Source organism: Pseudoclavibacter sp. CFCC 11306 (assembly GCF_008831235.1).
GTDB lineage: Bacteria > Actinomycetota > Actinomycetes > Actinomycetales > Microbacteriaceae > Pseudoclavibacter_A.
The window spans coordinates 1,186,233-1,209,183 of the sequence record NZ_WBKF01000001.1 but is presented as its reverse complement, the minus strand read 5'-3'; the positions used below and the strand labels follow the sequence as shown (position 1 = coordinate 1,209,183).

Annotated in this window: 25 protein-coding genes; 12 read left to right on the top strand and 13 right to left on the bottom strand. The window is 66.7% G+C overall.

Translation table 11 applies throughout. The features are described from left to right. The first annotated feature begins 79 nt into the window (after window positions 1-79). The 4 genes from F8O09_RS05280 to F8O09_RS05265 all read left to right on the top strand — a co-directional run bounded on the left by F8O09_RS05280 (window position 80) and on the right by F8O09_RS05265 (window position 2,025). The gene (locus F8O09_RS05280; RefSeq protein ID WP_158054170.1) at window positions 80-490 is read left to right on the top strand and encodes a hypothetical protein; all 411 of its coding nucleotides are present in this window, start codon (window positions 80-82) and stop codon (window positions 488-490) included. 11 nt (window positions 491-501) lie between these two features. Beyond that, the gene (locus F8O09_RS05275; protein WP_158054169.1) at window positions 502-924 is read left to right on the top strand and encodes an ImmA/IrrE family metallo-endopeptidase; all 423 of its coding nucleotides are present in this window, start codon (window positions 502-504) and stop codon (window positions 922-924) included. A gap of 2 nt (window positions 925-926) precedes the next feature. After that, window positions 927-1,169 (top strand): hypothetical protein, encoded by a 243-nt coding sequence (locus tag F8O09_RS05270; protein ID WP_158054168.1) that lies wholly within the window; start codon window positions 927-929, stop codon window positions 1,167-1,169. Between the two features lie 211 nt (window positions 1,170-1,380). Then, window positions 1,381-2,025 (top strand): GNAT family N-acetyltransferase, encoded by a 645-nt coding sequence (locus tag F8O09_RS05265; protein WP_158054167.1) that lies wholly within the window; start codon window positions 1,381-1,383, stop codon window positions 2,023-2,025. A gap of 6 nt (window positions 2,026-2,031) precedes the next feature. On the opposite strand, the gene F8O09_RS10615 is transcribed toward F8O09_RS05265, so the two are convergent. Then, entirely contained in the window at window positions 2,032-2,622 is a 591-nt protein-coding gene (locus F8O09_RS10615; protein ID WP_158038470.1) for a TetR/AcrR family transcriptional regulator, read from the bottom strand. A 193-nt stretch (window positions 2,623-2,815) separates the two neighbouring features. Here F8O09_RS10615 and F8O09_RS05255 point away from each other — a divergent pair, with 193 nt between their 5' ends. The 4 genes from F8O09_RS05255 to F8O09_RS05240 all read left to right on the top strand — a co-directional run bounded on the left by F8O09_RS05255 (window position 2,816) and on the right by F8O09_RS05240 (window position 6,885). Further along, on the top strand, window positions 2,816-4,327 hold the full coding sequence (locus tag F8O09_RS05255) for an MFS transporter (RefSeq protein WP_225732924.1): 1,512 nt from the start codon (window positions 2,816-2,818) through the stop codon (window positions 4,325-4,327). A 211-nt stretch (window positions 4,328-4,538) separates the two neighbouring features. After that, complete coding sequence (locus F8O09_RS05250; protein ID WP_158054166.1) at window positions 4,539-5,693, top strand: inorganic phosphate transporter; 1,155 nt, start codon at window positions 4,539-4,541, stop codon at window positions 5,691-5,693. Between the two features lie 24 nt (window positions 5,694-5,717). Continuing rightward, window positions 5,718-5,942, top strand: a complete 225-nt coding sequence (locus F8O09_RS05245; protein ID WP_158030714.1) for a hypothetical protein — start codon at window positions 5,718-5,720, stop codon at window positions 5,940-5,942. Between the two features lie 85 nt (window positions 5,943-6,027). Beyond that, entirely contained in the window at window positions 6,028-6,885 is an 858-nt protein-coding gene (locus F8O09_RS05240; protein ID WP_158030715.1) for a universal stress protein, read from the top strand. 27 nt (window positions 6,886-6,912) lie between these two features. Here the strand turns inward: F8O09_RS05240 and F8O09_RS05235 are convergent, their stop codons facing one another. The 9 genes from F8O09_RS05235 to F8O09_RS05195 all read right to left on the bottom strand — a co-directional run bounded on the left by F8O09_RS05235 (window position 6,913) and on the right by F8O09_RS05195 (window position 14,943). Next, window positions 6,913-7,401: a MarR family winged helix-turn-helix transcriptional regulator gene (locus F8O09_RS05235; protein WP_158054165.1), complete on the bottom strand. Its 489-nt coding sequence runs from the start codon at window positions 7,399-7,401 to the stop codon at window positions 6,913-6,915. A gap of 110 nt (window positions 7,402-7,511) precedes the next feature. After that, window positions 7,512-8,570 carry a type 2 isopentenyl-diphosphate Delta-isomerase gene (fni, locus tag F8O09_RS05230; protein ID WP_158030717.1) on the bottom strand — a complete coding sequence of 353 codons (1,059 nt, stop codon included), beginning with the start codon at window positions 8,568-8,570 and terminating at the stop codon, window positions 7,512-7,514. Window positions 8,571-8,662: 92 nt separating this feature from the next. Next, entirely contained in the window at window positions 8,663-9,781 is a 1,119-nt protein-coding gene (locus tag F8O09_RS05225) for a phosphomevalonate kinase (RefSeq protein ID WP_158030718.1), read from the bottom strand. Between the two features lie 2 nt (window positions 9,782-9,783). Continuing rightward, a complete protein-coding gene (mvaD, locus tag F8O09_RS05220; RefSeq protein WP_225732880.1) occupies window positions 9,784-10,863 on the bottom strand; it encodes a diphosphomevalonate decarboxylase in 1,080 nt (359 codons plus the stop codon). Next, window positions 10,860-11,852 carry a mevalonate kinase gene (gene mvk / locus F8O09_RS05215; protein ID WP_225732879.1) on the bottom strand — a complete coding sequence of 331 codons (993 nt, stop codon included), beginning with the start codon at window positions 11,850-11,852 and terminating at the stop codon, window positions 10,860-10,862. Before mvk ends, mvaD begins: the two co-directional genes overlap by 4 nt. A gap of 50 nt (window positions 11,853-11,902) precedes the next feature. Then, a complete protein-coding gene (locus tag F8O09_RS05210; protein WP_158054164.1) occupies window positions 11,903-13,255 on the bottom strand; it encodes a tripartite tricarboxylate transporter permease in 1,353 nt (450 codons plus the stop codon). Continuing rightward, on the bottom strand, window positions 13,255-13,581 hold the full coding sequence (locus F8O09_RS05205; protein WP_192496615.1) for a hypothetical protein: 327 nt from the start codon (window positions 13,579-13,581) through the stop codon (window positions 13,255-13,257). Before F8O09_RS05205 ends, F8O09_RS05210 begins: the two co-directional genes overlap by 1 nt. Before the next feature lie 54 nt (window positions 13,582-13,635). Next, window positions 13,636-14,097 (bottom strand): DUF3151 domain-containing protein, encoded by a 462-nt coding sequence (locus F8O09_RS05200; RefSeq protein WP_158030720.1) that lies wholly within the window; start codon window positions 14,095-14,097, stop codon window positions 13,636-13,638. Window positions 14,098-14,208: 111 nt separating this feature from the next. After that, window positions 14,209-14,943 carry a glutamine amidotransferase-related protein gene (locus F8O09_RS05195; RefSeq protein WP_158054163.1) on the bottom strand — a complete coding sequence of 245 codons (735 nt, stop codon included), beginning with the start codon at window positions 14,941-14,943 and terminating at the stop codon, window positions 14,209-14,211. Between the two features lie 103 nt (window positions 14,944-15,046). Between F8O09_RS05195 and tgt the strand changes: the two genes are divergently transcribed. Next, window positions 15,047-16,297: a tRNA guanosine(34) transglycosylase Tgt gene (tgt, locus tag F8O09_RS05190; protein ID WP_158054162.1), complete on the top strand. Its 1,251-nt coding sequence runs from the start codon at window positions 15,047-15,049 to the stop codon at window positions 16,295-16,297. Next, window positions 16,294-16,776, top strand: a complete 483-nt coding sequence (locus tag F8O09_RS05185) for a DUF1648 domain-containing protein (protein ID WP_158054161.1) — start codon at window positions 16,294-16,296, stop codon at window positions 16,774-16,776. The genes tgt and F8O09_RS05185 overlap by 4 nt, the downstream gene beginning before the upstream one ends. Window positions 16,777-17,240: 464 nt before the next feature. Here F8O09_RS05185 and F8O09_RS05180 read toward each other — a convergent pair whose 3' ends face one another. Continuing rightward, window positions 17,241-18,029 carry a queuosine precursor transporter gene (locus F8O09_RS05180; protein ID WP_158054160.1) on the bottom strand — a complete coding sequence of 263 codons (789 nt, stop codon included), beginning with the start codon at window positions 18,027-18,029 and terminating at the stop codon, window positions 17,241-17,243. A 59-nt stretch (window positions 18,030-18,088) separates the two neighbouring features. Here F8O09_RS05180 and F8O09_RS05175 point away from each other — a divergent pair, with 59 nt between their 5' ends. Further along, on the top strand, window positions 18,089-18,670 hold the full coding sequence (locus F8O09_RS05175; protein ID WP_158030725.1) for a DUF4916 domain-containing protein: 582 nt from the start codon (window positions 18,089-18,091) through the stop codon (window positions 18,668-18,670). A 7-nt stretch (window positions 18,671-18,677) separates the two neighbouring features. On the opposite strand, the gene F8O09_RS05170 is transcribed toward F8O09_RS05175, so the two are convergent. Continuing rightward, the gene (locus tag F8O09_RS05170) at window positions 18,678-19,898 is read right to left on the bottom strand and encodes a GAF domain-containing protein (protein ID WP_158054159.1); all 1,221 of its coding nucleotides are present in this window, start codon (window positions 19,896-19,898) and stop codon (window positions 18,678-18,680) included. 251 nt (window positions 19,899-20,149) lie between these two features. On the opposite strand from F8O09_RS05170, the gene F8O09_RS05165 reads away from it, so the two are divergent. After that, a complete protein-coding gene (locus tag F8O09_RS05165) occupies window positions 20,150-20,935 on the top strand; it encodes an acetoin reductase (RefSeq protein ID WP_158030727.1) in 786 nt (261 codons plus the stop codon). Window positions 20,936-21,052: 117 nt separating this feature from the next. On the opposite strand, the gene F8O09_RS05160 is transcribed toward F8O09_RS05165, so the two are convergent. Further along, window positions 21,053-22,705, bottom strand: coding sequence for a SulP family inorganic anion transporter (locus F8O09_RS05160; protein ID WP_158054158.1), 1,653 nt, complete (start codon window positions 22,703-22,705; stop codon window positions 21,053-21,055). Window positions 22,706-22,951: the final 246 nt, after the last annotated feature.

The window sequence follows — 22,951 nt, the reverse complement described above, 5'->3', positions numbered from 1 at the left end:
GCACAGTGTTGGAACATGCGCAAGTCGAAAGCGAAAAAACTTTCTTGACATGCAACATTGGGTGTTGCAAACTTGGAACATGACAACGATGAAGACATGGATCAGCAAGACGATCGGGCGCGATAGCCTCCGCGACGTGAGCAAGCGCTCGGGCATCGGGCTCTCAACACTGTCGCGCCGCCTGCCAGACGACCTGACGCCCGAGCAAGTCATCTCTCTTGCACACGCCTACGACGTCCCCGCGATCGAAGGGCTCGTCGCTGCGGGCTATCTCACAGAGGCTGACGTCATTGACGTTGCTGGGCACAGCGCGTTGTCGGACGCTACCGATGCGCAGCTTGCCGAGGAGGTGCTGCGCCGCATGAAGCTCGGCGGGGAGTCAGCCCAGGTCTATGACCTGCCGATCTCGCGTGTCGGTGGCATGGATGAGGATGAGCGCAGGGCCGCGTCGCATGACCAGGGCGGGCTCGAAGAGAGCGACCTGGACTGATAGGGGGAAGCATGGGGGAGACGTACGATCCGGGCGTCGAGGCAGACCGTCTCGGCGCCCGCGTCATCGAATGGGCGCAGCCACTCCGGTGCGACGAGAACGGCCTCTATCTCGACGACTTCCGACTCATCGTGCTGCGCCCTGGCCTCGAACCGATCGCCAGACGCTCCGTGCTCGCTCACGAGGTCGAGCATGCCCGCTCGCATGACCGGCCGACCCGGCTGACGAAGCCACGCATCGAGCGCCTGGCCGACGAGCGCGCGGCAGCCAGGCTGATCGACGACGACCGCCTCGACGACCTGATGCGCACGTACCCGCGGTGTGCGGCGCGGTGGGCGGTCGATCTGCAGGTGTCCCCGCACCTGCTGACCGTGCATCTGGACGCCACAGGTAGGATGGTGCCGAATCTCACCGACGACGCGATAGGGGCATGAGCATGGGGGAATGGCGGAAAGCACCGGACGGTAAGACGCGCTGGTGGGATGGTCAGGCATGGGGTGCAGAGCTGCGCGACACGGCACCGGCTGCCCCGTCGACGCCGAGCGTGCAGCGAGCGCAGCGTGCGGTGCCCGTGCGAGTGGTGAGGCAGGGGCCGCCCGTCGGGAAGATCGTGCTCTTCGCTGTCATGCTGTTCGTGATTGGTATCGGCGTGCCGATGTGCTTCGCCGTGGCGCGTTGAAATTTCAACGAAACGCGGCTGTAGACGGTCACAGGTGATCGTCTGGTGACGCGGCGACCCGCGTAAACACTGGGGTGACACGCCCGAGTAGGCCTGCTTGGCGGGTTCAAATCCCGCCGTCACCGCCACAGGTCGAAGGCCCTGTATCCAGTGTGTTAACTGGGTGCGGGGCCTTCGCCGTCTGTTGGCCTCGGCAGAGTACAGTGCTCACATGACCGCCATCGCACCGCTGCCGCAGCACCTGCTCGGCCACCGCATCCGCCTCGACCCGCTCACAGAACAGGATCTGCCCGCCCTGCACGCGGCGATCGGACGTCCCGAGATCTTCGCAGACGGCTATGGCGGGGGAGCAGCTAACTACCACGCCGACCTGCCGAGCTTCACCGAGTGGGCGCGCGGCTATTACCCATGGCGGGTGGGGCTGCCGTTCGTCGTGCGTGTGCTCGACGGCCCTGACGACGGGCATGTCATCGGCACCAGCTCTCTGACCGACTTCGAGCTGCATAAGGAGCGCCTGCACCTCGGCTGGACGGCCTACCATCCGCACGTCTGGGGCACCTCGGTCAATGCCGAGACGAAACTGCTGCTGCTCAGCCTCGCGTTCGATCACGGTTTCGGGCGAGTGCGCATTCAGGCCGACGCCCGCAACGAGCATTCGCGGCGGGCTATCCTCAAGCTGGGCGCCACCTTCGAGGGCATCTCGCGGCGTGACCAGCCGCGTGCTGACGGCAGCTGGCGTGATGCGGCGATCTTCTCGATCGTCGCAGACGACTGGCCCCGGGTGCGTGAGGGGCTGCAGGCTCGTGTAGATGCTGCACCGGCGGAACCGATCACACTGAGCGGGCCGGCGGCGTGAGCGTGCTCAGCCCTCAGCAGCCTGCATCAGCTGCCGCACCACGACGATCGCCGACTCCATGTCGCGCTGGGTCGGAGCGAGCTGCTGTGCGGCCGGCACCTGTGAGAGCGCCGAGCCATAGTAGATGCCGTCGCTGATCAGCAGAATCGTGCGAGCAAGATCTTCGTCGTGCACCGTGTTGCGCAGCAGCGTCAGCCACCGCTGGTTGACGTCGTGAAGGGCCTGCTGCGCCGCCTCGCTGCCCTGCGCAAGACGAACGGTCGCGAGCAGAGCCCGATCGAGCGGAGTGCCGGCGTTGTTCGACGTCCGCAAGAAGTTCTCGACCGTCTCGAGCGCGGTGCCCTCCAGACTGTGCACGTCTTCGTCCATCAGTGCGTCGAGACGTTCGAGCAGGCCGCGCTCGAGGTCGCTCTTCGACGCGAAGTGGTACAGCAGCCCGCCTTTCGAGACCTCGGCGCGCTCGGCGACGGCCTCGAGCGTCGCAGCGCGCTCGCCGGAGTCGAGCAGCAGGTCGATGTATGCGTCGAGCACCCGCTCGCGGGCCGGTCTGTCACTCACGTTGATCTTCGCTCCTGTGGTCGGTCTGGTGGATGTCATACTCGACGTCCTGCGAGTCATCGGCTCGGTCGTATGCGTCGTTTCCGGTTTCGCCACCAGTGTCGTCGTCTGCTCAGCTCACTCCATTGTGCCCCTATGGCAACTATACCGTCCGTACGGTACAGTATCTCGTGTGAGGCAGCAAGAATCCCCTGAAGCAGTCAGAGAAACCGACCACCGCGCCGCAGGCAGTCTGCGGGCGGAATCGGTCGAGACGCCCCCGCTCGCGACGGCTCGAGACTGGATCGCGCTGGCGGTGCTGATGCTCCCGGTGCTGCTGGTCTCGATCGACAACACGGTGCTGAGCCTCGCGCTTCCGCACATCGCCGAGGCACTTGAGCCAGACGCCGCACAGCAGCTCTGGATCATCGACGCCTACTCGATCGTGCTCGCCGGCCTGCTCGTCACCATGGGCAGCCTGGGAGACCGCATCGGCCGTCGCCGCCTGCTGCTCATCGGGGCCGCCGGGTTCGCCGTCTTCTCTGTTGCCAGCGCATTTGCGACGACCGCGCTGGAACTGATCCTGCTGCGCGGCCTCACGGGCATCTTCGGCGCCATGCTGATGCCGTCGACCCTTGCCCTGATCCGCGGTATCTTCCGCGACCGCAATCAGCGCCGAGTCGCGATCGCCGTATGGGCAGGATGCTTCTCGGCGGGCTCTGCTGCAGGCCCGCTGGTCGGCGGCGTGGTGCTGGAGCACTTCCACTGGAACGCGATCTTCCTCATCGCACTGCCTGTGCTGCTGCCGCTGTTCATCCTGACGCCGCTGCTCGTCAGAGAGTCCCGCGACCCGCATCCGGGCCCCATCGACGTGCCCGGAATGCTCGCCTCGATCGTCGCGCTTGTCACCATCGTGCTGGGCATCAAGGAGTTCGCCGCTCAGGGCTTCGGCCTGCAGCCGATCGTCTCGATCGTGGTCGGCGTCGCCGTCGGCGCCTGGTTCGTGCGCCGCCAGCTTCGTCGCCCCGTGCCGCTGCTGGACCTCACGCTGTTCCGCAACCCGCTCTTCAGCGGCAGCATCGCGGTCAACCTGCTCAGCGTCGTCTCGATGGTCGGCTTTCTCTTCTTCGTCAGCCAGCATCTGCAGATCGTCGTCGGCCTCACCCCGCTGGCGGCCGGGGTGGTGCTGCTGCCGGGCATCGTGCTGATGATCATCGCGGGATTCGCCGTCGTGCCCCTGTCCAAGCGTGTCACGGCGCGCGTCATCATCACCGGATCGGTGCTGCTCTCGGCCACGGCCTACGTGCTCATGGCTGCGTTCGGCGCCGGATCCGCCTGGCAGATCGTCCTCATCGCCTTCGTCATTCTCGGAGTCGGCGTCGGCATGGCCGAGACGCTCTCGAACGACCTCATTCTCTCAGCCGCACCCAAAGACCGAGCCGGGGCGGCATCCGCACTCTCAGAGACGGCCTACGAAGTCGGAGCCGTGCTCGGCACGGCGCTGCTCGGCGGGCTGCTCACGGCGCACTATCGCGGCGCGCTGGTCGTGCCTGACGGCGTCGATACGGATGCCGGCGCACGCGCCCGAGAGACGCTCGCCGGCGCCGAGCAGGTCGCTGCGTCGCTGCCGAACGATCTCGGTGCGGAGCTCATGAGCATGGCCAACGCTGCGTTCGAGGGAGGCGTCGTCATGACGTCGGTCATCGGAGCGATCCTGATGGTCGCGGCGGCTGCGGCGGCCTGGTTCGTGCTGCCGAAACGCTGAGCTTCGACCACAGGCATACGACTCGATATCACCATCTAGACTGTCATTGCACGTTGGTTGCCTGAAGGCCGCTTGATGTTTCCCTTCCCGTAACCTTGCGGGCGCAGACTCAGCAATTGCAGTCGACGAATCGTATGTCGGGGGGAGTTCCCGGAGACCTCGTCGAGGCAGTTACGTATTTGGTCTCTCAGAAGGGAACCACGAAGCTCAGATGGATGCTTCCACAATCATCGTCGTCGTGCTGGTCATTGCAACGGCGCTGACATTCGACTTCACGAACGGGTTCCATGACACGGCGAACGCCATGGCCACCTCGATTGCCACGGGTGCGCTCAAGCCCAAGACCGCAGTCATCGCCGCGGGCATCCTCAACCTGATCGGCGCCTTCCTGTCGACTGAGGTCGCCAAGACGATTTCGGGCGGCATCATCAACGAGGGCGACGGCGGGGTGGTGATCGGGCCTGAGGTCATCTTCGCGGGCCTGGTCGGCGCCATCATCTGGAACATGCTGACGTGGCTGGTGGGGCTGCCCTCCAGTTCGTCGCATGCGCTCTTCGGCGGTCTCGTCGGCGCTGTGATCGTCGCGGTCGGCACCTCGGGCGTGAACTTCATCAACGTGTTCACGAAGGTGCTGCTGCCGGCGTTCGTCTCGCCGGTGGTCGCCGGCCTGGCCGCGTTCTGCGCGGTCAAGATCATTCTCGCGATCGTGCGCAAGATGGATGCGAAGAAAGTCGAGAGCGGATTCCGCCACGGTCAGACCGCGACGGCTCTGCTGGTCGCTCTCTCACACGGCACCAACGACGCGCAGAAGACGATGGGCATCATCACGCTGACGCTTATCGCAGCAGGTATGCAGCCCAGCGGCAGCGGCCCCGAGCTCTGGGTCATCGCAGCCTGTGGCCTCGCCATCGCGCTGGGCACCTACACCGGTGGCTGGCGTGTCATCCGCACGCTGGGCAAAGGCATCACCGAGATCACCACGCCGCAGGGCTTCGCCGCCGAGGCGAGTTCGGCGACCACCATCCTGGTCTCTTCCCACCTCGGTTTCGCACTGTCGACCACGCAGGTCTGCTCCGGGTCGATTCTCGGTGCCGGACTCGGACGCAAAGGCGCCAGAGTCAGCTGGGGAGTCGCCGGCCGCATGGGCATCGCCTGGCTGGTCACCTTTCCCGCAGCGGCGCTGGTGTCGGCTGCCGCGTCGGCGCTCGCTCACACCGGCCTGATCGGCACCCTCGGCGTCGCGGTGCTCGCCCTCGCGATCGTGTGGGGCATCGTCCGGCTGTCGCATCGCAACCCGGTGACCGCCGACAACGTGAACCACGAGACCGCCGGCGAGCCGGTTCCAGCTCCTGTCCCTGCTGCGTAGTCCTGAAAGGAAGAGCACACAACAATGGCTTCTCTCATCAGCTTTCTGACCGTCCTCGTCGTTGCCGTCGGGATCGCCAGCATCGTCAGCGCACTGTACGCGACTGCACTGCGCCTCTGGGAATCGGGGCAGGTCGACAGCAGCGGCAACGCGCATCTGATCGCTCGCACCGGTTCGGTGCTCTGTTTCTCGCTCTGTGTCGCCGTCGTGCTGTTCACCCTGTGGCTCATCGTGCCGCAGTTCCACTGAGCCGCACGCGACTCGTCATCACACAGACTGCGCCCGGGGCGGCCCTGCCGAACCCTGTGTCGGGCCTTTTGACCAAGGAGCAACAATGACCACCATCCTCGTCGGCATCGACGGCACCGTGCGCGGTGAACGCGCACTCGAATGGGCGCTGACGCAGGCCGAGCTCGTCGCCGACCCGCAGCTGCACCTGCTGACCGTGGTCGATCCGCATGTGCTGCGCGGCACCGGCGTCAGCGAGGCGGATGCGACGCAGGCCGCCGAGAACCTGATCGCTTCGGTGCGGCGCATCGCTGCGGAGGCGCATCCCGAGCTCGGCATCACGGCAGCGGTCACTCGCGGCGGCATCGTCGACGCGCTGGTAGACGCGGCCGACCAGAGCGATCTGATCGTGCTGGGATCGCATCACGGCGCATCATTCGGCGAAGCGGTCGGTGGGGCCAAGGGGCTGCGCGTCTCAGTGTCGACGAACGTTCCGACTGCGGTGATCCCGTCAGACTGGACTGCCGCCGGGCAGCACGAACCCGGAATCGTCGTCGGCGTGGGCCCGGACGACGTCAGCGAGAGTGCGGTCGAGTTCGCCGTCACCCAGGCGCTGGCCACGGATCAGCCGCTTGAGCTGGTCTCTGTCTGGGGTCTGCCGCCGGTGATCAGCAGGCCGGCAGAGGCCATGGGCGGGGGGCTCGCTCCGGTGGGTCGCCAGTTCCAGGAACAGCTTGACGCACGCGCCCTGCAGCTGCGCACGAGGCACGAGGATCTCGACGTCACCGGTCGCTCGATCGAAGGCGCTCCGGCGTCGCAGCTGACTGCGGCCGCGGCCGGCCGACGCATGCTGGTGCTGGGCACTCATTCGCGCACCGTGCTCGGACGCGCGCTGTTCGGCTCGGTGTCGCACGGCGTGCTGCTCGATCTTCGTGTTCCGACGGTGGTCGTGCCGAACGTCTGAGCGAGACTCTTCGCGGGGCCGGCCCGCTCAGCGAGCCTCTCGGGCCTGCCGAGCTGCTGCGACGTCGCGGGCGTTGTCGATGAGCACGTTGATGCGCTGCAGCAGGCTGCGTTCGTCGATGCCGGTCAGCAGAGCGTTCTCGAAGGTGTCGAGACCCTGCCAGGCTTCGGTCAGTCGGCGTGCACCACGTTCGGTGAGGGCGACGCGCTGCGTGCGACGGTCGTTCGGGTCTTGGTACAACGACGCGAACCCGACCTCGACCAGTGTTCGGGTGCGTGTGGCGGCTGCCGCACGGGAGATGCCGAGCTGCTCGGCGATCTCTCGAACGCTGAGCTTCTCTTTGCCCGCTGCCGCAAGAGCCATCAGCGCATAGAACTGAGTGGCCGGAAGCTGCCACTCAGCACGCAGGTAGTCATCGATCAGACGGTCGAAGAGCGAGGTCGCGTAGTGCAGGCGAAAACCCGCATCGGTGATGCGGGGCAGAGGGCCCTGGGAGTCTTCGGACTGCTGCGTCATGGTATCTGCAGTGAACCGCTTTCCCCGGCGCAAGTCAAGGACATCGTGCGGGCGTCGCGGAATGTCTGTGAAGAGTTCTCCAACACGACATATGCATTTGCGGGCATATCTCAGTGGCGGTGCGCCAGTTCCGCGAGATCGATGCCTCGCAGCCGTGCGAACTCCGCCGTCGGGCCGGTGATGAGCAAGTCAGTGCAGGCAAGGGCCGCTAGGTCGGCCGCTCCGAGCAGCGTGAGCAGAGTCTGCACCTGCTCCTTCCATGACTCCAGCTCTGCAGTCAGAGCCTCGACCCCGTCAGAGACGAGCACGTGCAGAAAGTGGCCGCTGACCCCGACGGCGCGAGCGCCCAAGGCGAGTGCGCGCACGACATCCAGCGGATTGCGCACGCCGCCGGAGGCGATCGCCTCGACCGGCAGCGCAGGCGCCGCGTGCAGGGAATCGAGCAGGCACTCGACGGCGGTCTGGCCCCAGCCAGACAGGTAGTCGTACTCGCTGCGCTGCCGCCGACGGTTCTCGATCGCGATGAAGTTCGTGCCGCCGCGTCCGCTGACGTCGACGGTGCGCACACCGCGTTCGAGTAGCTGCTCGACGCTGTGTCGGCTGAGGCCGAACCCGACCTCTTTGACCACGACCGGCACGCCGACCTCGGCCACGATCCGCTCGATCCGGTCGAGCCAGCCGCGAAAGTCGCGGTCGCCCTCGGGCATCACGAGTTCTTGGGCCGGGTTCACATGGATCTGCAGCGCGTCGGCAGAGAGAATCCCGACGGCTCGCTTCGCCTGCTCGACGGTCATCTCGGGGCTCACATTCGCGAATACGAACGCCTCAGGGGCGTTCTCTCGGATCACCCGAAACGTCGATTCAAGGCCCGGATCGCGCAGCGCAGGGCTCACCGAACCGCTGGCGATCGACACACCTGCAGCTGCAGCAGCCTGCGCGAGGTCGGCGTTGAGCGCCCCGGTCATCTTGCTGCCGCCGGTCATCGCGTTGATGTAGAACGGCACCGGCCAACGCCGACCGGCCACGGTCGTGCTGATGTCGACCGCGTCGCGCGTCAGACCGTTGAAGGTGTGATGAAGAAACCGCACGTCGTCGAAGCCTGAATCGCGTCGTTCGTCGCGAAGCTCCTCGGCGAGGCGAACGTGCTCGTCTTTGCGCTCACTGCTCATGCTGCTCTGTATCCCTTCGTATCTGCGACATCCCGTCTCGAGCTCGAACGGCAGAGCACGACGCCCGTCGTGCGAATCTGCTCGGCCATGCCCTACTCGACCGTGCCCTCCGGCTGGTGCACCCGCAGATTCAGCGGCCTGATGTCGGCCCGCTCCCACGCTGCGAGCATGCCGTCGATGTCGGCGTCGCGGTCGATCAGCACGATGCCGCAGTCTCCGCCGCCCGCGCCCGACGTCTTCGCCGCACCGCCGCATGCCTCGGCCGTCTCGATCAGACGCTGCAGCTTCGGGGTCTCGATGGTGATGCCCGAGTGCTCGCCCAGCCCGCGCAGCAGCTCGCGGTTGCGGCGGATGCCTGCGGCGATCCCGACCCCGTCGTCGCGCTCCAGCGCTTCGGCCAGTTCGGTCACACACGAGCGGCTCTCCGCGAGGAAGTGGCTGTAATGCACACTGCGCTGGCCTTTGCGGGCCTGCACCCCGCTGACCAGGCGAGCGGTCGAGGCGGGCGAGCCAGTCCATCCCACGACGAGGCGAAGACGATCGGGCGGCACGACGCGGCGCACCTCAAGGCCAGGCCAGTCGATGGCGAGCATCTCGGTCAGCGGTCGGGCGACGCGCTCGGCGCGCACCCACTCCCGATCGAATGCGCGGTAGACGATCCAGCCGCCGAACATGCTCGCCGCCACGTCGCCGCCCGAGCCGCTGCGCTGCACTTCGATGCTTGCGATCAGGGCCAGTTTGAGCTGCTCCATACGGGTCAGATCGAGACGATAGTGCTCGCAGAGCGCCCGCACTGTGGCCACCGTGACCGCGGCGGACGACCCGAGGCCGAACTTGCGACCGGCATCGTCGTCGAGCTCGCTCGTGATGTCGAGGTCGTACAGTTCGAGCGACGCGCCGAGTCCGACAGCAGCCTCTTCGACGACTCTGATGGCGGCGAGCACGAAGTCGAACGGCGTCTGGTCGGGCTCGATCACCATGTCGTTGTCACGTCGATGCCACTCGAGCGAGAGGCTCGCGTACTGATCTGAGGTGATGTGCCCGGTGTCGCGGGCGGGGCTCACCCGCACCTGCACATAGCGGTCGACGGCGATCAGCACCGCCGGGTATCCGGCTTCGACGACGGCATACTCGCCGGCGATGTAGAGCTTGCCCGGCGCGCGCACGACGGTGGTGCGAGCCGGAACGGCGACGTCATGGGCAGCGCACATGTCTAGAGACCTCCTGCATGGTTCGTCGTGGCGGTGTCGAGAGCGCAGGTTCTGGGCACGCCGACCTCGCCCGGCCAGACCTGCAGGCCCGGGCCTGACCGTGCCACCACGGTCTGCAAGCCCGGCACACTCGGCTCCAGCCGCTGCCGCAGCCAGGATCGCACCTGCTCAGATGCCGAACCGCTGGTGAGCACCTTGACGTTCGCTCCGGCATCCATGGTCGCCCAGGCCGGCAGACCGGCTGCGCGGGCCTCGCGCACGGCCCGCAGCGCCTCGATGCTCGAGGCGTTCAAGTACTGCACACGAGGCTCTGCGGCGAGCATCGTGGCGTGCATGCCGAAGGCGTTCGCCTCGGCTGCCTCGCCCAGTCGGGGCAGGTCTGCCTGTTCGATCGCGTCGAGCGCCTCAGCCAGATCTTCGTGGCTGCGCCGCACCCAGGGCTCGTACTCGCGCGAGGTCTCGACGGTTCGTCGCATAGCCTCACGGCTCGAGATCGCCTTGCGCCCCGAGTCGATCACGAGCACGACGATCGCCAGATCGAGACCGCTCGGAAGCGGCTCGGCATACGAGCTTTCGTGGTCGTGGCCGGCGTGCCAGACGGCCAGGCCGCCGAAGACCGACCGTGATGCCGACCCCGACCCCCGTCGTGCGAGTCTGGAGAGGCCGCGATCGTCGAGTTCGAGCCCGGCGGCGGCAGCGGCGGCCCCAGCCAGCGCGGCGAACCCGCTGGCAGAGCTCGCGAGCCCCGCCGCAGTCGGCACGGTGTTGTGTGTGACGACATCGGCCGCGGAGGTGATGCCGGCACGCTCGCGCACGATGTCGAGAAAATCTGCGATGCGCCGCAGCGGCTGACCGGTCATCGGCTGGCCGTCGAGCACGGCACGGTCACCCGCGCCGTCGTCGACGAAACGCACTGTGGTGACCGTGTGCAGATCGTCGAGGGTCAGTGACAGGCTCGAGGTGCGCGGCAGGATCAGCCGCTCGTCGGCTTTGCCCCAGTACTTGATCAGCGCGATGTTCGCATGCGCCACAGCAGTGGCCACGCCGGGAGCCGCTGCCACCGGTTTCGGGCGATGCGTCACGCGGCGACCTCGTAGGCGTGCGGTGCGTAGACCCACGTGCCGGTCGCTCCGGCCATCCCCAGCGCGGCGGCGATGCGCTTCGCATCAGCGCTGGTGCGGGCGAGGGCGATCACGCAGCCGCCGCGTCCCCCGCCGGTGAGCTTCGCCCCGACCGCGCCCGCACTGCGCGCTGCGGCGGTGAGCTGGTCGAGGCGTGCGTTGCTCACGCCCAGCTCGGCCAACAGCCGGTGTGCGTCGTTCATCTTCTCGCCGAGCCCGCTGACATCGCCGGCGCGCACGTCGTCGACCGCCTCGGCGGTGATGCGCCCCAGCTCGGCCAGCCGCGGTCGGGTGACCTCGGGGCAGCGCTCGTGCTCTTCGCGAATGTGCCCGACGGTCTCGCGGGTGCTGCCGTGAATGCCGGAGTCGGCCACGACGATCCACGCTGAGAGATTGATCTGCACGGCCGTGGTCGCGCCGGCCTGAAAATGGATCGGCGACTGCGACGAGGTCGCGGTCGCATCGAGACCGGACGGATGCCCGTGCGCGATGCGCTCGGCCACCTGCGTCAGGTCGAAGAGGTCTTCTGGCTCGACGTCGACGTCGAAGGCGTTGAGCACGGCCCGGATGACTGCGCCGGCCGCTGCAGCAGACGATCCGAGGCCCCGTTCCGGCGGGAACTCGGCGTGCGTCTCGATGCGCAGGCGGGCGTTCGGATGCCCCGCGAACTCGAGCGCCGCATCCACCGCACGAACGATGCTTGCGAACCTCGCCGGCGCCTCGTCGAGCGGACCGACCCAGCCCAGGCTCGACAGCTCTGACGGGCGTGTGGTCGGTTCGACTCGGGCGATCATGCGCAGATTACGAAGCGGCATCGCGATCGCCGGGTAGCCGTAGACGACAGAGTGCTCGCCGAAGAGGATGATCTTCGCGACGGTCTGGCCGACGCCTGCGTGCATCGGAGTGTCGACCGATGAGCGGTCTGAGGGGGAGGGGTCGCCGACCTGCACAGTGAAGAAGCCTTTCCCGGTGCATGCGCACCGACGCACAACGCTGCCGCTCAGAGCAGGTTCTGCACGATCCATGGCGCGGCGTACAGCGTCATGAACTGCACGCCGTAGCTGACGCCAAGCTTATTCAGGGTACCGCAGGCGACGCCGACGAGCAGCACGCCGAAGATGTTGGCCACCCCGGCGTCGAGATAGGCGAGCAGCAGAATGAACCCGATGAAGAGCCCGAGCACGGCCTCGTGCGGGATGTAGCGCATCACGAAGTAGGTGATCTGGTACGAGTAGCGCACAGCGATCACATAGGTCAGCACGAGCGCGAGCAGAGCGCCGACGACCACCGCGGTGATGAACTGGCCGGTGCGCAGCAGCTGGTGCAGATTGTGGTCGAGCGAGAAGACCGGCGGCGCGTTGAACAGCGCCTGCGCCGGGCCGATCGCGACCGGCGAGAGCGGAATGCCGACGGCCAGCAGCGGGATGATCACACCAGACAGGTAGGCGGCGTGTGCGACGCCGTTCATGCTCGACACCGCGCGGTTCGCGTGCTTGAGCCTGTCGCCGCTGCGACCGGCAGAGGCCTCGCCGATCAGGAAGGTCAGGCCGACCGGACTGAGGAAGAACAGCGGGGTGGTGATCAGCGAGGCGAGGCCGGTGCGACCCATCTCGTCACGTGTGAGGATGCGGCCGGGCGCGAGGGACTGGCCGCTCAGATCTCTGCGCGAGATCTCGACGGTGGTCGGCGCGTACCTGGGCAGACGGTCGCGGCTGCGTTTGTTGAGCAGCCCCAGGATCGAGACCAGCAGCGGTCCGATGGTGATGCCCAAGAAGAACGAGACCGAGATGTTGCCGTCTTTGGGAATCACCTCCTGCGTCCGGTAGAGCGAGAGCAGGCCTTGGAAGAGCAGCGCCATCGGGATGATCGAGATGAGCGACAGCAGGCGATTGCTGCCGAGCAGCGCGAGCAGCACGGCGCCGAACACGAAGAGCAGTGAGCCGTATTGGCGCAGGGTCTCGGCATAGGGTGTGATCGCCGTGGCGATGGCGAGGCTCACCGGAATCGCGATGATCGTGCCCACGGCGCTGCCGGCGGCCATCTTCTTGATCGTCTCGGCGGCGCGTCCCTTGCTCTTGAGATAGAGCGAGTGCTCCATCATCGGGGTCGACATCACGCCCCCGGGCAGGCCGACCAGAGCCGTGGGAATCGCATTGGTGAGATTGAGCGTCACGATCGCGGCGATGAAGAAGGTGAGCACCACGATCGGCGCGACGCCCGCCAGCACCAGCGCCAGGGTGACGGGCACCAGCACGCTGGTCTCGTCGGTGCCGGGAATGAACCCGATGAACGAATAGAACATGATCGCGCCGATGGCGGCGATCAGCATCTGAATGATGATCGAGACGTCCATCAGCGGTCACCGGCCCTGTCGGCGTCTGCGGCGACATCGGCTTCGGCACTGATGTGGATGCTGTGTTCGAGCCCGTCGTCGGCGCTCACGATGCGCACGTCTCGTTTCGGCGTGAACGCGAAGGTGCTGATGACGAAGCCGATGACCGAGCCGCCGAGCCCCCAGAAGAAGACGTTGAACGAGAGCAGCGTTGCGATCAGCAGCGCGGCTGCGGTGGTGCCACCACAGATCAGAAGTGCCCACGTGAGGTCTCGCGGAGAGACCAAGTCGTTCCACACTTCGATGTACCGCGCCTGATCGTCCGATTGACGGTCAGTGGAAGTCATGCTTCCTGATGCTAGACGGTCGGTCGGAACAAAGAAAGATATGCGCCGCAGCGATCAGTTGATGCCGCGGATGACGATCGTCTCAGTGCCCGGGGCGTGCGCCGCCTCGTCAGCCAGGATGGCGTCGATGACCGAGGGGTCGCTGTCGGTGAGGAACGTGTGCACGCGATCGACCTCGTCGGCTTCGCCGATCAGCTCGGCGGCTTTGCCCAGCTCGAAGAGCGAGAGCAGGAAGCCACGGTTCGGCTCGTGCGACCACGGAATCGGCCCCTGCCCCTTCCAGCCGTGTCTGCGCAGAGCGTCGAGGCCACGGTGATAGCCGGTGCGGGCGTAGGCGTATGCGTTCACATAGTTGCCGTGCGTGCGAGCCTGCTGTGCGAGCAGAGCCCAAGGCAGTGACGCTGCGGGGAACGAGGCCGCCACGCGGTTGAGCGGCTCGTCGGCGAGAGCGTCAGCGAGACCCGGCACCTCATCGAGGAACGTCGGTGGAATCGAAAGCAGATTGTTGTCGCCCATGCCATCCAGTATGCCTGCTGGCGCCAGCAGTGTCGATTAGGTCGCAGACACCTGTCGGAGGGATACGATCGCGCCGGTCGTGGCGCGTCTCGACGAACGGTGCAGGGCCGCTCAGCGACGGCCGTGCTCGAGCGCGAAGCGGCGCAGCAGACGGTGTGCCGGGGCTGTGTCGAGGCCCAGCGTCGCCTGCTCGATGGCTGCGATGCGGCCGGCAGGGTAGTAGCCGTGCCCGTCGTAGAGCGTCGCACGCCGAATGAACGCCGACCGGTCAAGCTCGGGATGGAACTGCGTCGCGTAGCCGCGCTCGCCGACGCGGATCATCTGCACCGGAGCAGTCGCCGAGGTCAGCAGCAGTTCGGCGCCCTCCGGCACCTCGAGCAACGACTCATGGTGCCCGACGAACGACGAGATCTGCGCAGGCGCGTCATCCAGCAGACGATCGGATCGGCCGGCGGAGGTGACCTGCAGGGTGACGGCTCCGGCATCCTCGGCGAAGTCGGGGCCCAACGGAGTCTCAAGCACTGTGGCGACCGCGCCCATTCCGTAACAGGCCCCGAAGAACGGGAAATCGGCATCGAGAATGCGACGCACCAGGGCGAACACGTCGTGCTCGACCCGTCGCTGCAGCGGGTCCTTGCGCTCGGGTGGGGCCGACCAGTCATAGGGGCTGCCGCCGAGCAGCACTCCGCTGAGCTCGGTGAGATCGATCTCGGGCAGCGGCGCGCGGTCGAGTCGGTGGTGTACGAGGGCGTCTGCCCTCAGCCCGGTGTGCTCCAGCATCGAGGCGCGCTCGGCCGCAGTGGCCTCGTCATTCGTGCGCGCGCTCAGATACAGGAATGGCTTCATGCGATCAGCCTATTTGTGCCCGAGCCCAGACGCCAGATTGTGACGCTCTGCGACGAATGCCCGCCGAAGACCCCGAGCCGCAGGCAGGTGGCAAGATGGACGGGTGAACTTCAGCTTCGACATCGACACCCGACTCGACGATCAGCCGAGAGGCGGGCGCACGGGGGTCATCCACACGCCGCACGGCGACATTCGCACCCCGGCGTTCATTCCGGTCGGCACCAAGGCTGCCGTCAAAGCGGTGCTGCCCGAGTCGATGAGCGACCTCGGGGCGCAGGCGCTGCTCGCCAACGCCTACCACCTCTACCTGCAGCCGGGACCCGACGTGCTCGACGCCGCCGGCGGGCTCGGCCGCTTCATGAACTGGCCGGGGCCCACGTTCACCGACTCCGGCGGCTTCCAGGTGATGAGCCTGGGCGTGGGGTTCAAGAAGGTGCTCGCGATGGACACCAGCGGGCGGCAGTCCGACGACGTGATCGCGAAGGGAAAAGAGCGGCTCGCTCACGTCGACGACGACGGCGTCACGTTCAAGTCGCATCTGGACGGCACCATGCATCGGTTCACCCCGGAGGTGTCGATGCGGATTCAGCACCAGCTGGGTGCCGACATCATGTTCGCCTTCGACGAGCTCACCACCCTGATGAACACCCGCGGATACCAGGAGCGTTCGCTGGAGCGCACCCGACTGTGGGCCGAGCGGTGCCTCGCCGAGCACCGACGTCTCACCGACGAGCGGGCCGGCAAGCCGTATCAGGCCCTCTTCGGTGTGCTGCAGGGCGCGAACTACGAGGATCTGCGCCGCAAGGCCGCTTGCGACCTCGGCAGCATGGAGATCGACGGGCAGCGCTTCGACGGGTTCGGCCTCGGCGGCGCGCTCGAGAAGCCGCGCATGGCCGAGATCATCGGGTGGATGGCCGAGGAGCTTCCCGAGGATCGGCCGCGTCACCTGCTCGGCATCAGCGAACCCGATGACATCTTCGCCGCGGTGGCAGCAGGGGCTGACACGTTCGACTGCGTCTCGCCGACGCGTGTGGCGCGGTCGTCGGCCGTGTACTCGCGCCACGGACGCTACAACCTGAAGCAGACGAGGTTCCGCATGGACTTCTCGCCGATCGACGAAGGCTGCGACTGCTACACCTGCACGCACTACACGCGGGCGTATCTGCGGCATCTCTTCAAGGCGAAAGAGATGAATGCGGCGACTCTCTGCAGCATCCACAACGAGCGATTCATCGTGCGTCTCGTCGACGACATCCGCGCCGCGATGCAGGAGGGCACGTTCGACGAACTCCGCGAGGAGTTCTTGGGCCGCTACTACGGCGGCGGGGCGACGGCAGGCGCTGCAGAGGTATGAGCAGATCAGAGCGACCGAAGGCCGAGGGCATGTGCGCAGCCGCTGCCACGCTGATCGGCGTCGGTCTGTTGATGACTTTGGCCGGACTGATCTATCTGCTGGTCTCGTATCCGAGCCTGCCCGAGGTCATTCCGACGCATTTCGGGATACACGGTGAGCCCGATGCGTGGGGCCCTCGTGGATCGCTCATCGGGCTCGGTCTCGTCTGGCTGCTGCTGTCGGTGCTGGTGGCAGGGTTAGCGCGTTACCCGCATGTGGCGAACTACCCGGTCGAGGTGACCGGTCAGAACGCCGCGCGGCTCTACCGCATCGCTTCTCAGCTGCTGGGGACCACGCTGCTCGGCGTCAGCGCTCTGATGTGGGGCATTCTTCGGCTGACCGTCACGGGTACGCCGCAGACGCCGCTGTTCGTCATCGGGTTGGTGCTGCTCATCGGCGGCATCATCGTCGGACTCGTGCGCATGGTGCGTGCGCGGTGACCGCCTGGTCGAACGCTGGGCTCCGCTGAGCCGCCCTCGTCGTGAGAAAGACGATTGTGGGGAATTCGGCAGATACGGTTGAGCGCCTCGTCGAGTGTGCAGAAGCCGCTGAATGCCCTGTCGAGTACCGCCGGACACCCCTCGAGTGCGCAGAACCCGCTGAATGCCCCGCGAAAGTGCAGAACTTGGTGAGCGCCCCTTGAAAGTGCAGAACTTGCGGGCTTCAGTCTCTGATGGTCGCACTTTCTGTACTTTCGCATGCGGTCGTGCTCGGGGGGGGGGGGCAGGCTCACGAGCGTTCTCACTGGGCCTCGGCGCCTCGATCATGCAGGACCTGCTGAACGCCTTTCGCCTCGAGTGCGCAGAACCCGCTGAATGCGCTGTCGAGTACCGCCGGACGCTCCCTCGAGTGTGCAGAAGCCGCTGAGCGCCCCACGAAAGTGCAGAAGCCGCTGAAAGCCCGCTCAGCTCGCGGCGGACTCGCCGGCACCCACCGGGCGGTAGTCGGGCTCGTGCCGCTTCACCCAGGCGATCACGCGGTAGGTGAACGGAAGCAGTGCGGCCTCGACTGCGGTCTTGTATACGAACCCGAGCGCCACGTAGATGGCGAAGTCGGCCGGCTCGGTGAACCCGAGCACCGGCGCTGCGATCAGACAGAAGATGAGGGTGTCGGCGAACTCCCCGACGACGGTCGACCCGAGCAGTCTCGCCCAGAGCTGGCGTTCGTCGCGGCGGCGGCGCTTCATCCATGTCACGACCCACGCGTTCAGCGTCTGACCCACGAGAAAGCCCAGCACCGACCCGAGCAGAATCTGCGGCACGCTGAGGCCGAGCAGCGCGTTGAACGACTCCGTGTCGGTGCCCTCCGACTTCGGCAGGGCGATCACGAACTGGAAGTACAGCATGGCCCCGATGGCGATGCAGAACGACACGATGGTCGCCGTGCGGGTCCGCTTGAACCCGTAGACCTCGCTCAGCACATCGCCGAGCACGTAGGCCAGGGGGAACAGCAGGAACCCACCGTCAGTGTTGATCGGGAATCCCCAAACCGGACCGAACACCACACCCTGCGTCGCCGCGATGTTCGAGACCAGCAGCAGCGAGGCGAAGATCGCGACGATCACCGCGTAGAAGCGGTAGCTGGGCCGCACCGATCCTCGGCCCTGCCCGTCTGAACGCTGCGCTGACCCACCGGCTTCGGAGGATCGGGTCGAAGCGGTCTCTGGGGTGGCATTCGGGTGTGAAGCGGTCATGAGCACCGATTGTACCGAGTAGTCTGCGCCGCCCCGGGCAAATGCGCCATAATCAGACCATGAGCATCGTTGGCACGCCCGACCCGCAGGATCCAGACGATGACGTCATCGGCAGCAACGGTGGCGCCGACTCCGGCTGGCTGACCGACTCCGAGCTGGAAGAGGCCAGGCGGCACCTGCCCATGCTCTACGTCGAAGCGCTGCCCGTGCGCTTGACCGGCAGTGGCAAGGTCGCGCAGATCGGCCTGCTCATGCGCGTCAGCGACACCGACTCGATCACCCGCACCATCGTCTCGGGCCGTGTGCGGTTCGGCGAGAGCCTGCGCGAAGCGCTGCTGCGCCATCTCGAGAACGACCTCGGCCCGATCGCCTTCCCGCAGCTGCCGCTGTCGATGTCGCCGCAGACGGTGGGCGAGTACTTCCCGGTGCCCTCGACCACGAGCGAGCTGTTCGACGGTCGCCAGCATGCCGTCTCGCTGGCCTACGTCGTGCCGGTGACCGGCACCTGCCAGCCGCGTCAGGATGCCCTCGAACTCGCCTGGCTCACCCCGCAGGAGGTGCGCGAACAGGACGTGCTCTCAGATCTCGAAGGCAATCGCGGCGTGCTGGTCGAACGTCTGCTGGCCTCGGTCAGCTGCTGACCGGAAGTCAGTCGATCTCGACCCGCATGCCCTCCGCGAAGCGGTACGGCGCGGCAATGATCACCGGCCCCAGCGCTCGCCGAATTCGGCTGACCTCGGCGCGCACGGTGACCGTGTGCGTCCGGTCGCCGAAGATCGCCTCTGAGAGGTCTGCCGCGCTGACGCCGTCTCGGTGTGCGTTGATCTGGGTGATGACGTCGACCTGCCGAGGCGGAATCTCGACGCTCCAGTGCACGTCGCCGGCATCCATCGTCACGTGCGCGCCGCCCGACGTGCGAGTGATCTGCAGCCGGTTCTCTCCCGGTTCGGCTTCGACGACGGTCTGCCCCTGAATGAACCAGCCGCCCGGCAGCGAGGTCGCTTTCGCACTGCCGAACTCGGGCAGCCAGAGCAGGTCGCGATCAGGATGCTCCGGCAGCGTGAACCGGCTGCCTGCCGACGCGCTGTTGGTCGCCGCGACCCAGCCCAGACGGTCGGTCACCGCCCACGGCTCGTCTCCCTGCGTGTGCTGCATCGGCCAGCTGATCGTGCGCAGTCGTTCGAGCTCGTGCTGGTGCGCCTCGTGCAGCTCCATCTCGAGGGTGTGGGCGAGCAGCGAGGCCAGCGCGAGCATGGCCGGATGCGCCTCGGCGACCGTGCACGAGATGTTGACGATGCCCAGGCAGGCGCGTGAGCGTGGGTCGATGATCGGCGCTGCCGCGCAGCTCCAGCGCTGATGCGCGAGACAGAAATGCTCTGCGCCGTGCACCTGCACCGGGTGTCGAACGGCGAGTGCGGTGCCGATCGCGTTCGTGCCCACTGTGTTCTCGCGCCACATCGCGCCTTTGACGAAGCCGATGCTGTCGGCGCGCTGTCGGGCCTCGGTCGATCCGTAGCGCCACACGATGCGCGCCTCGGCGTCGGTGAGTACGACGAGGTAGCTGCCGTTCTCGAACATGCCGTTGTCATGCTGGGGCAGCGTCTGCTTGAGCATCGGGATCAGCTGTCGGGTGGTCGACGTCCGTGATGGCACTCGGCGTGCTCGCACGGGGGAGTGCATCGGGCAGCGGCACTGATCAGGCCTGAGACCGGCGCGGCGGGAGCGCTTCCAAGAGGCGCTGATCAGCGGCCGAGGTCGGGCCGGAGCGCGTTCACCTCGCGAAGTGGCTCGAAAGACCTCCTGCAACAGGTTGTCGTATTCGACGGGGTCCTCCCCGGTTGAGAACGACGATTCCAGCTCGTTGGCCATCGCAGGTGCACCTCATTGTCTCTGGCCGCAGAACGGAGGCCCGAGTCGGCCAGCCGTTGCGTCCGGTTGCATGAGGTATTTTCGCGCGTGTTCTCGCGGTTGGCAAGGTCTCCCTTACCTGACACGCTGACTCACAGCGCACACCTGACTTACAGTGACTCTCAGATGCACCGCGCGCCACAGGACGGCGTGTGGAGGATGGCCTCGACGCGAGGTCATTTGCACGACATCGCGAAGAGGAAGGATCTCCCATGAGTGATCAGAAGGTTGCGCTCGTTACCGGCGCTGGGCAGGGAATCGGCCGCGGCATCGCACTGCAGCTGGCCAAGGACGGCTTCGACATCGCCGTCGCCGATCTGGATTTCCAGCAGGAGAAGGCAGAGGCCGTCGTCAAAGAGATCGAGGCTCTCGGTCGCAAGGCGTTCTTCGTCGCCGCTGACGTGTCGAAGCGCGATCAGGTGTTCGCCGCCGTCGATGCCGCAGCAGAGAAGCTGGGCAGCTTCGACGTCATCGCCAACAACGCCGGCATCGCCCAGATCAAGCCGCTGAGCGACGTGACCACCGAAGATCTCGAGAAGATCTTCAACATCAACGTCTTCAGCATCGTCTACGGCATTCAGGCTGCTGAGAAGAAGTTCGCCGAGCTGGGCAAGGAGAAGGGCAAGATCATCAACGCCTCTTCGATCGCCGGCATCAAGGGCTTCCCGATTCTGGGCGCCTACTCGGCGACCAAGTTCGCCGTGCGCGGCCTGACGCAGGTCGCCGCACAGGAGCTCGCTCCGCGCAACATCACCGTCAACGCCTGGGCTCCTGGCATCGTCGGCACCGGCATGTGGGATCTCATCGACGAAGAGCTGGGCAAGCTCAACGGCAAGGCCAAGGGCGAGAACCTGAAAGACAACGTCGAGTCGATCGCGCTCGGCCGCATCGAGACTCCTGAAGACGTCGCCGGCGTGGTGTCGTTCTTCGCGAGCGACAAGGCTGACTACGTCACCGGCCAGACCCTGCTGGTCGACGGCGGCATGCTCTACAACTAAGCCGAAGCGACTCAGCTGGTGCCTCGTGCACACGGATGGCGCGGACACGATTCGTCGTGACCGCGCCATCTCTGTGTCTGGGGCGATCTGCGCGCCTGCGCCGTCGTCGAGCCGAGCTCAGGCCACCAGTGCCTTGGCTCGGGTGATGGCCTCAGGTGTGGTCGCGAAGACCTCGCCGTCGGCCCACAGCGCGTCGAGCTCGTCGACGCTGCGCAGCACCTGCTCGTGCTCGGGCCGCACAGCCGATAGCAGCACGACGACGTCTCGATCGTGCAGCTGTCGCACAGCGGTGCCGATCGCCTGCGCGCCGGTGGCGTCGACCGTGCTCAGGTGCCCCATGCGCAGAATCACCACGCGCACCTCGCTCACCTCGGTCAGGTCGATCAGAAAGCGCTGAGCGACGCCGAAGAACAGCGCCCCTTCGAGCCGGTACGGCACGATGGCCTGCCTGAGCAGATCCCGTTCGGCCTCGCTGTGATCGGCGGGATCGAGCGGCTCCGGTTTCGCCTGCGTCGCGTCGCTCACCGCCTTGAGCGTGACGAGTGAGGCGAGCGCGAAGCCCACGATGACGGCCGTGATCACGTCGACGATCACCGTGGTCGCGAAAGTGGCGAAGAAGACGAGTGCGTCTCCGCGGGTGGCGCGCACGACGCTGCGGATGCTGCCCAGCGAGATCATGTTCACGCACGTCGCGAGCAGCACGCCGGCCAGCACGGCCAGCGGGATCGCAGCGACGACGCTGCCGGCGACCAGAACGACCCCGAGCAGAATCAGCGAGTGCGTCACCGCCGAGGTGCGTGACCGGGCCCCGGAACGAACGTTGACCGCGGTGCGTGCGATGGCGGCCGTGGCTGGAACTCCGCCGAAGAACGGCACGACGATGTTGGCGAGGCCCTGACCGAAGAGCTCGCGATCCGGGTCGTGCTGTTCGCCGACCGTCATGCCGTCGGCCACACTTGCGCTGAGCAGACTCTCGAGTGCTCCCAGCGCCGCGACGGCCAGAGCGCTGGGGATCAGCCCGGCCACCGCATCCCACTGCAGAAAATCATGGTTCGGGGCGGGAAGCCCGGTCGGCAGCTCGCCGATGCGCGCCGTGGGCAGTCCCAGCCACCAGGCGAGAGCCGTCACCACCGCCACCAGCAGCAGCGGCCAGGGCAGTCCGGGACGCAGTCGGCCGGCGATCAGGATCACAGCCGCAGTGCCCAGCGCGACGAGCGGCTCGAGCCAGTGCGGCTTGGCGGCCCAGCGCATCAGCGCCTCTCCGGCGGTGGCCCAGACCTGCTCATGCTGTCCGGCCGGCACCCCCAGCGCAGTGGGCACCTGCTGCAGGGCGATGACCACCGCGATGCCCGCGGTGAAGCCCTCGAGCAGCGAGGCGGGCAGCATCTGCACGTAGCGTCCGACGCGGGCGAAGGCGACGACTGTGAGCATCACGCCGGCCATCAGCCCGACGGTCAGCACGCCGCCGACGCCGTGCTGGTGCACGATCGGCAGCAGCACCACGGTCATCGCTCCGGTGGGGCCGGTGACCTGCAGGTTGCTGCCGCCGAAGACCGCGGCGATGACGCCGGCGATGATGGCGGTCGTCATGCCCGCAGCGGCGCCGACGCCCGAGGCGACGCCGAAGGCGAGTGCGAGGGGCAGCGCGACGACGGCGACGGTGGCGCCCGCCAGCAGGTCGGTGCCCGGGCTGCGTCGCGCGTCGATGAGATCCTGCCTGCCGGGCAGCAGCGAACGGATGCGATGGCCGAACCCGGCTTGAGCGATCATGACGTTCCCCCGTCTCGCAGGGCCGGCGCATCAGTGCCCGGCGCTCGCTGCAGAAATCGTACAACACGTACATGTTTATCTGCTGCGTCGTATACGTCGGTCGTCGAGAGCCGCGATGGGGGCGTCGGGTGGGTGTGCAGACGAGGTTGTGTTGCAGGTCTGGACATCGCGTGCTATATGACGTATGCTGAATCTCTGCGCTCGACGGTGTCTTCTTCATGCCCGCATATGGCGGTGGGCAGGTGG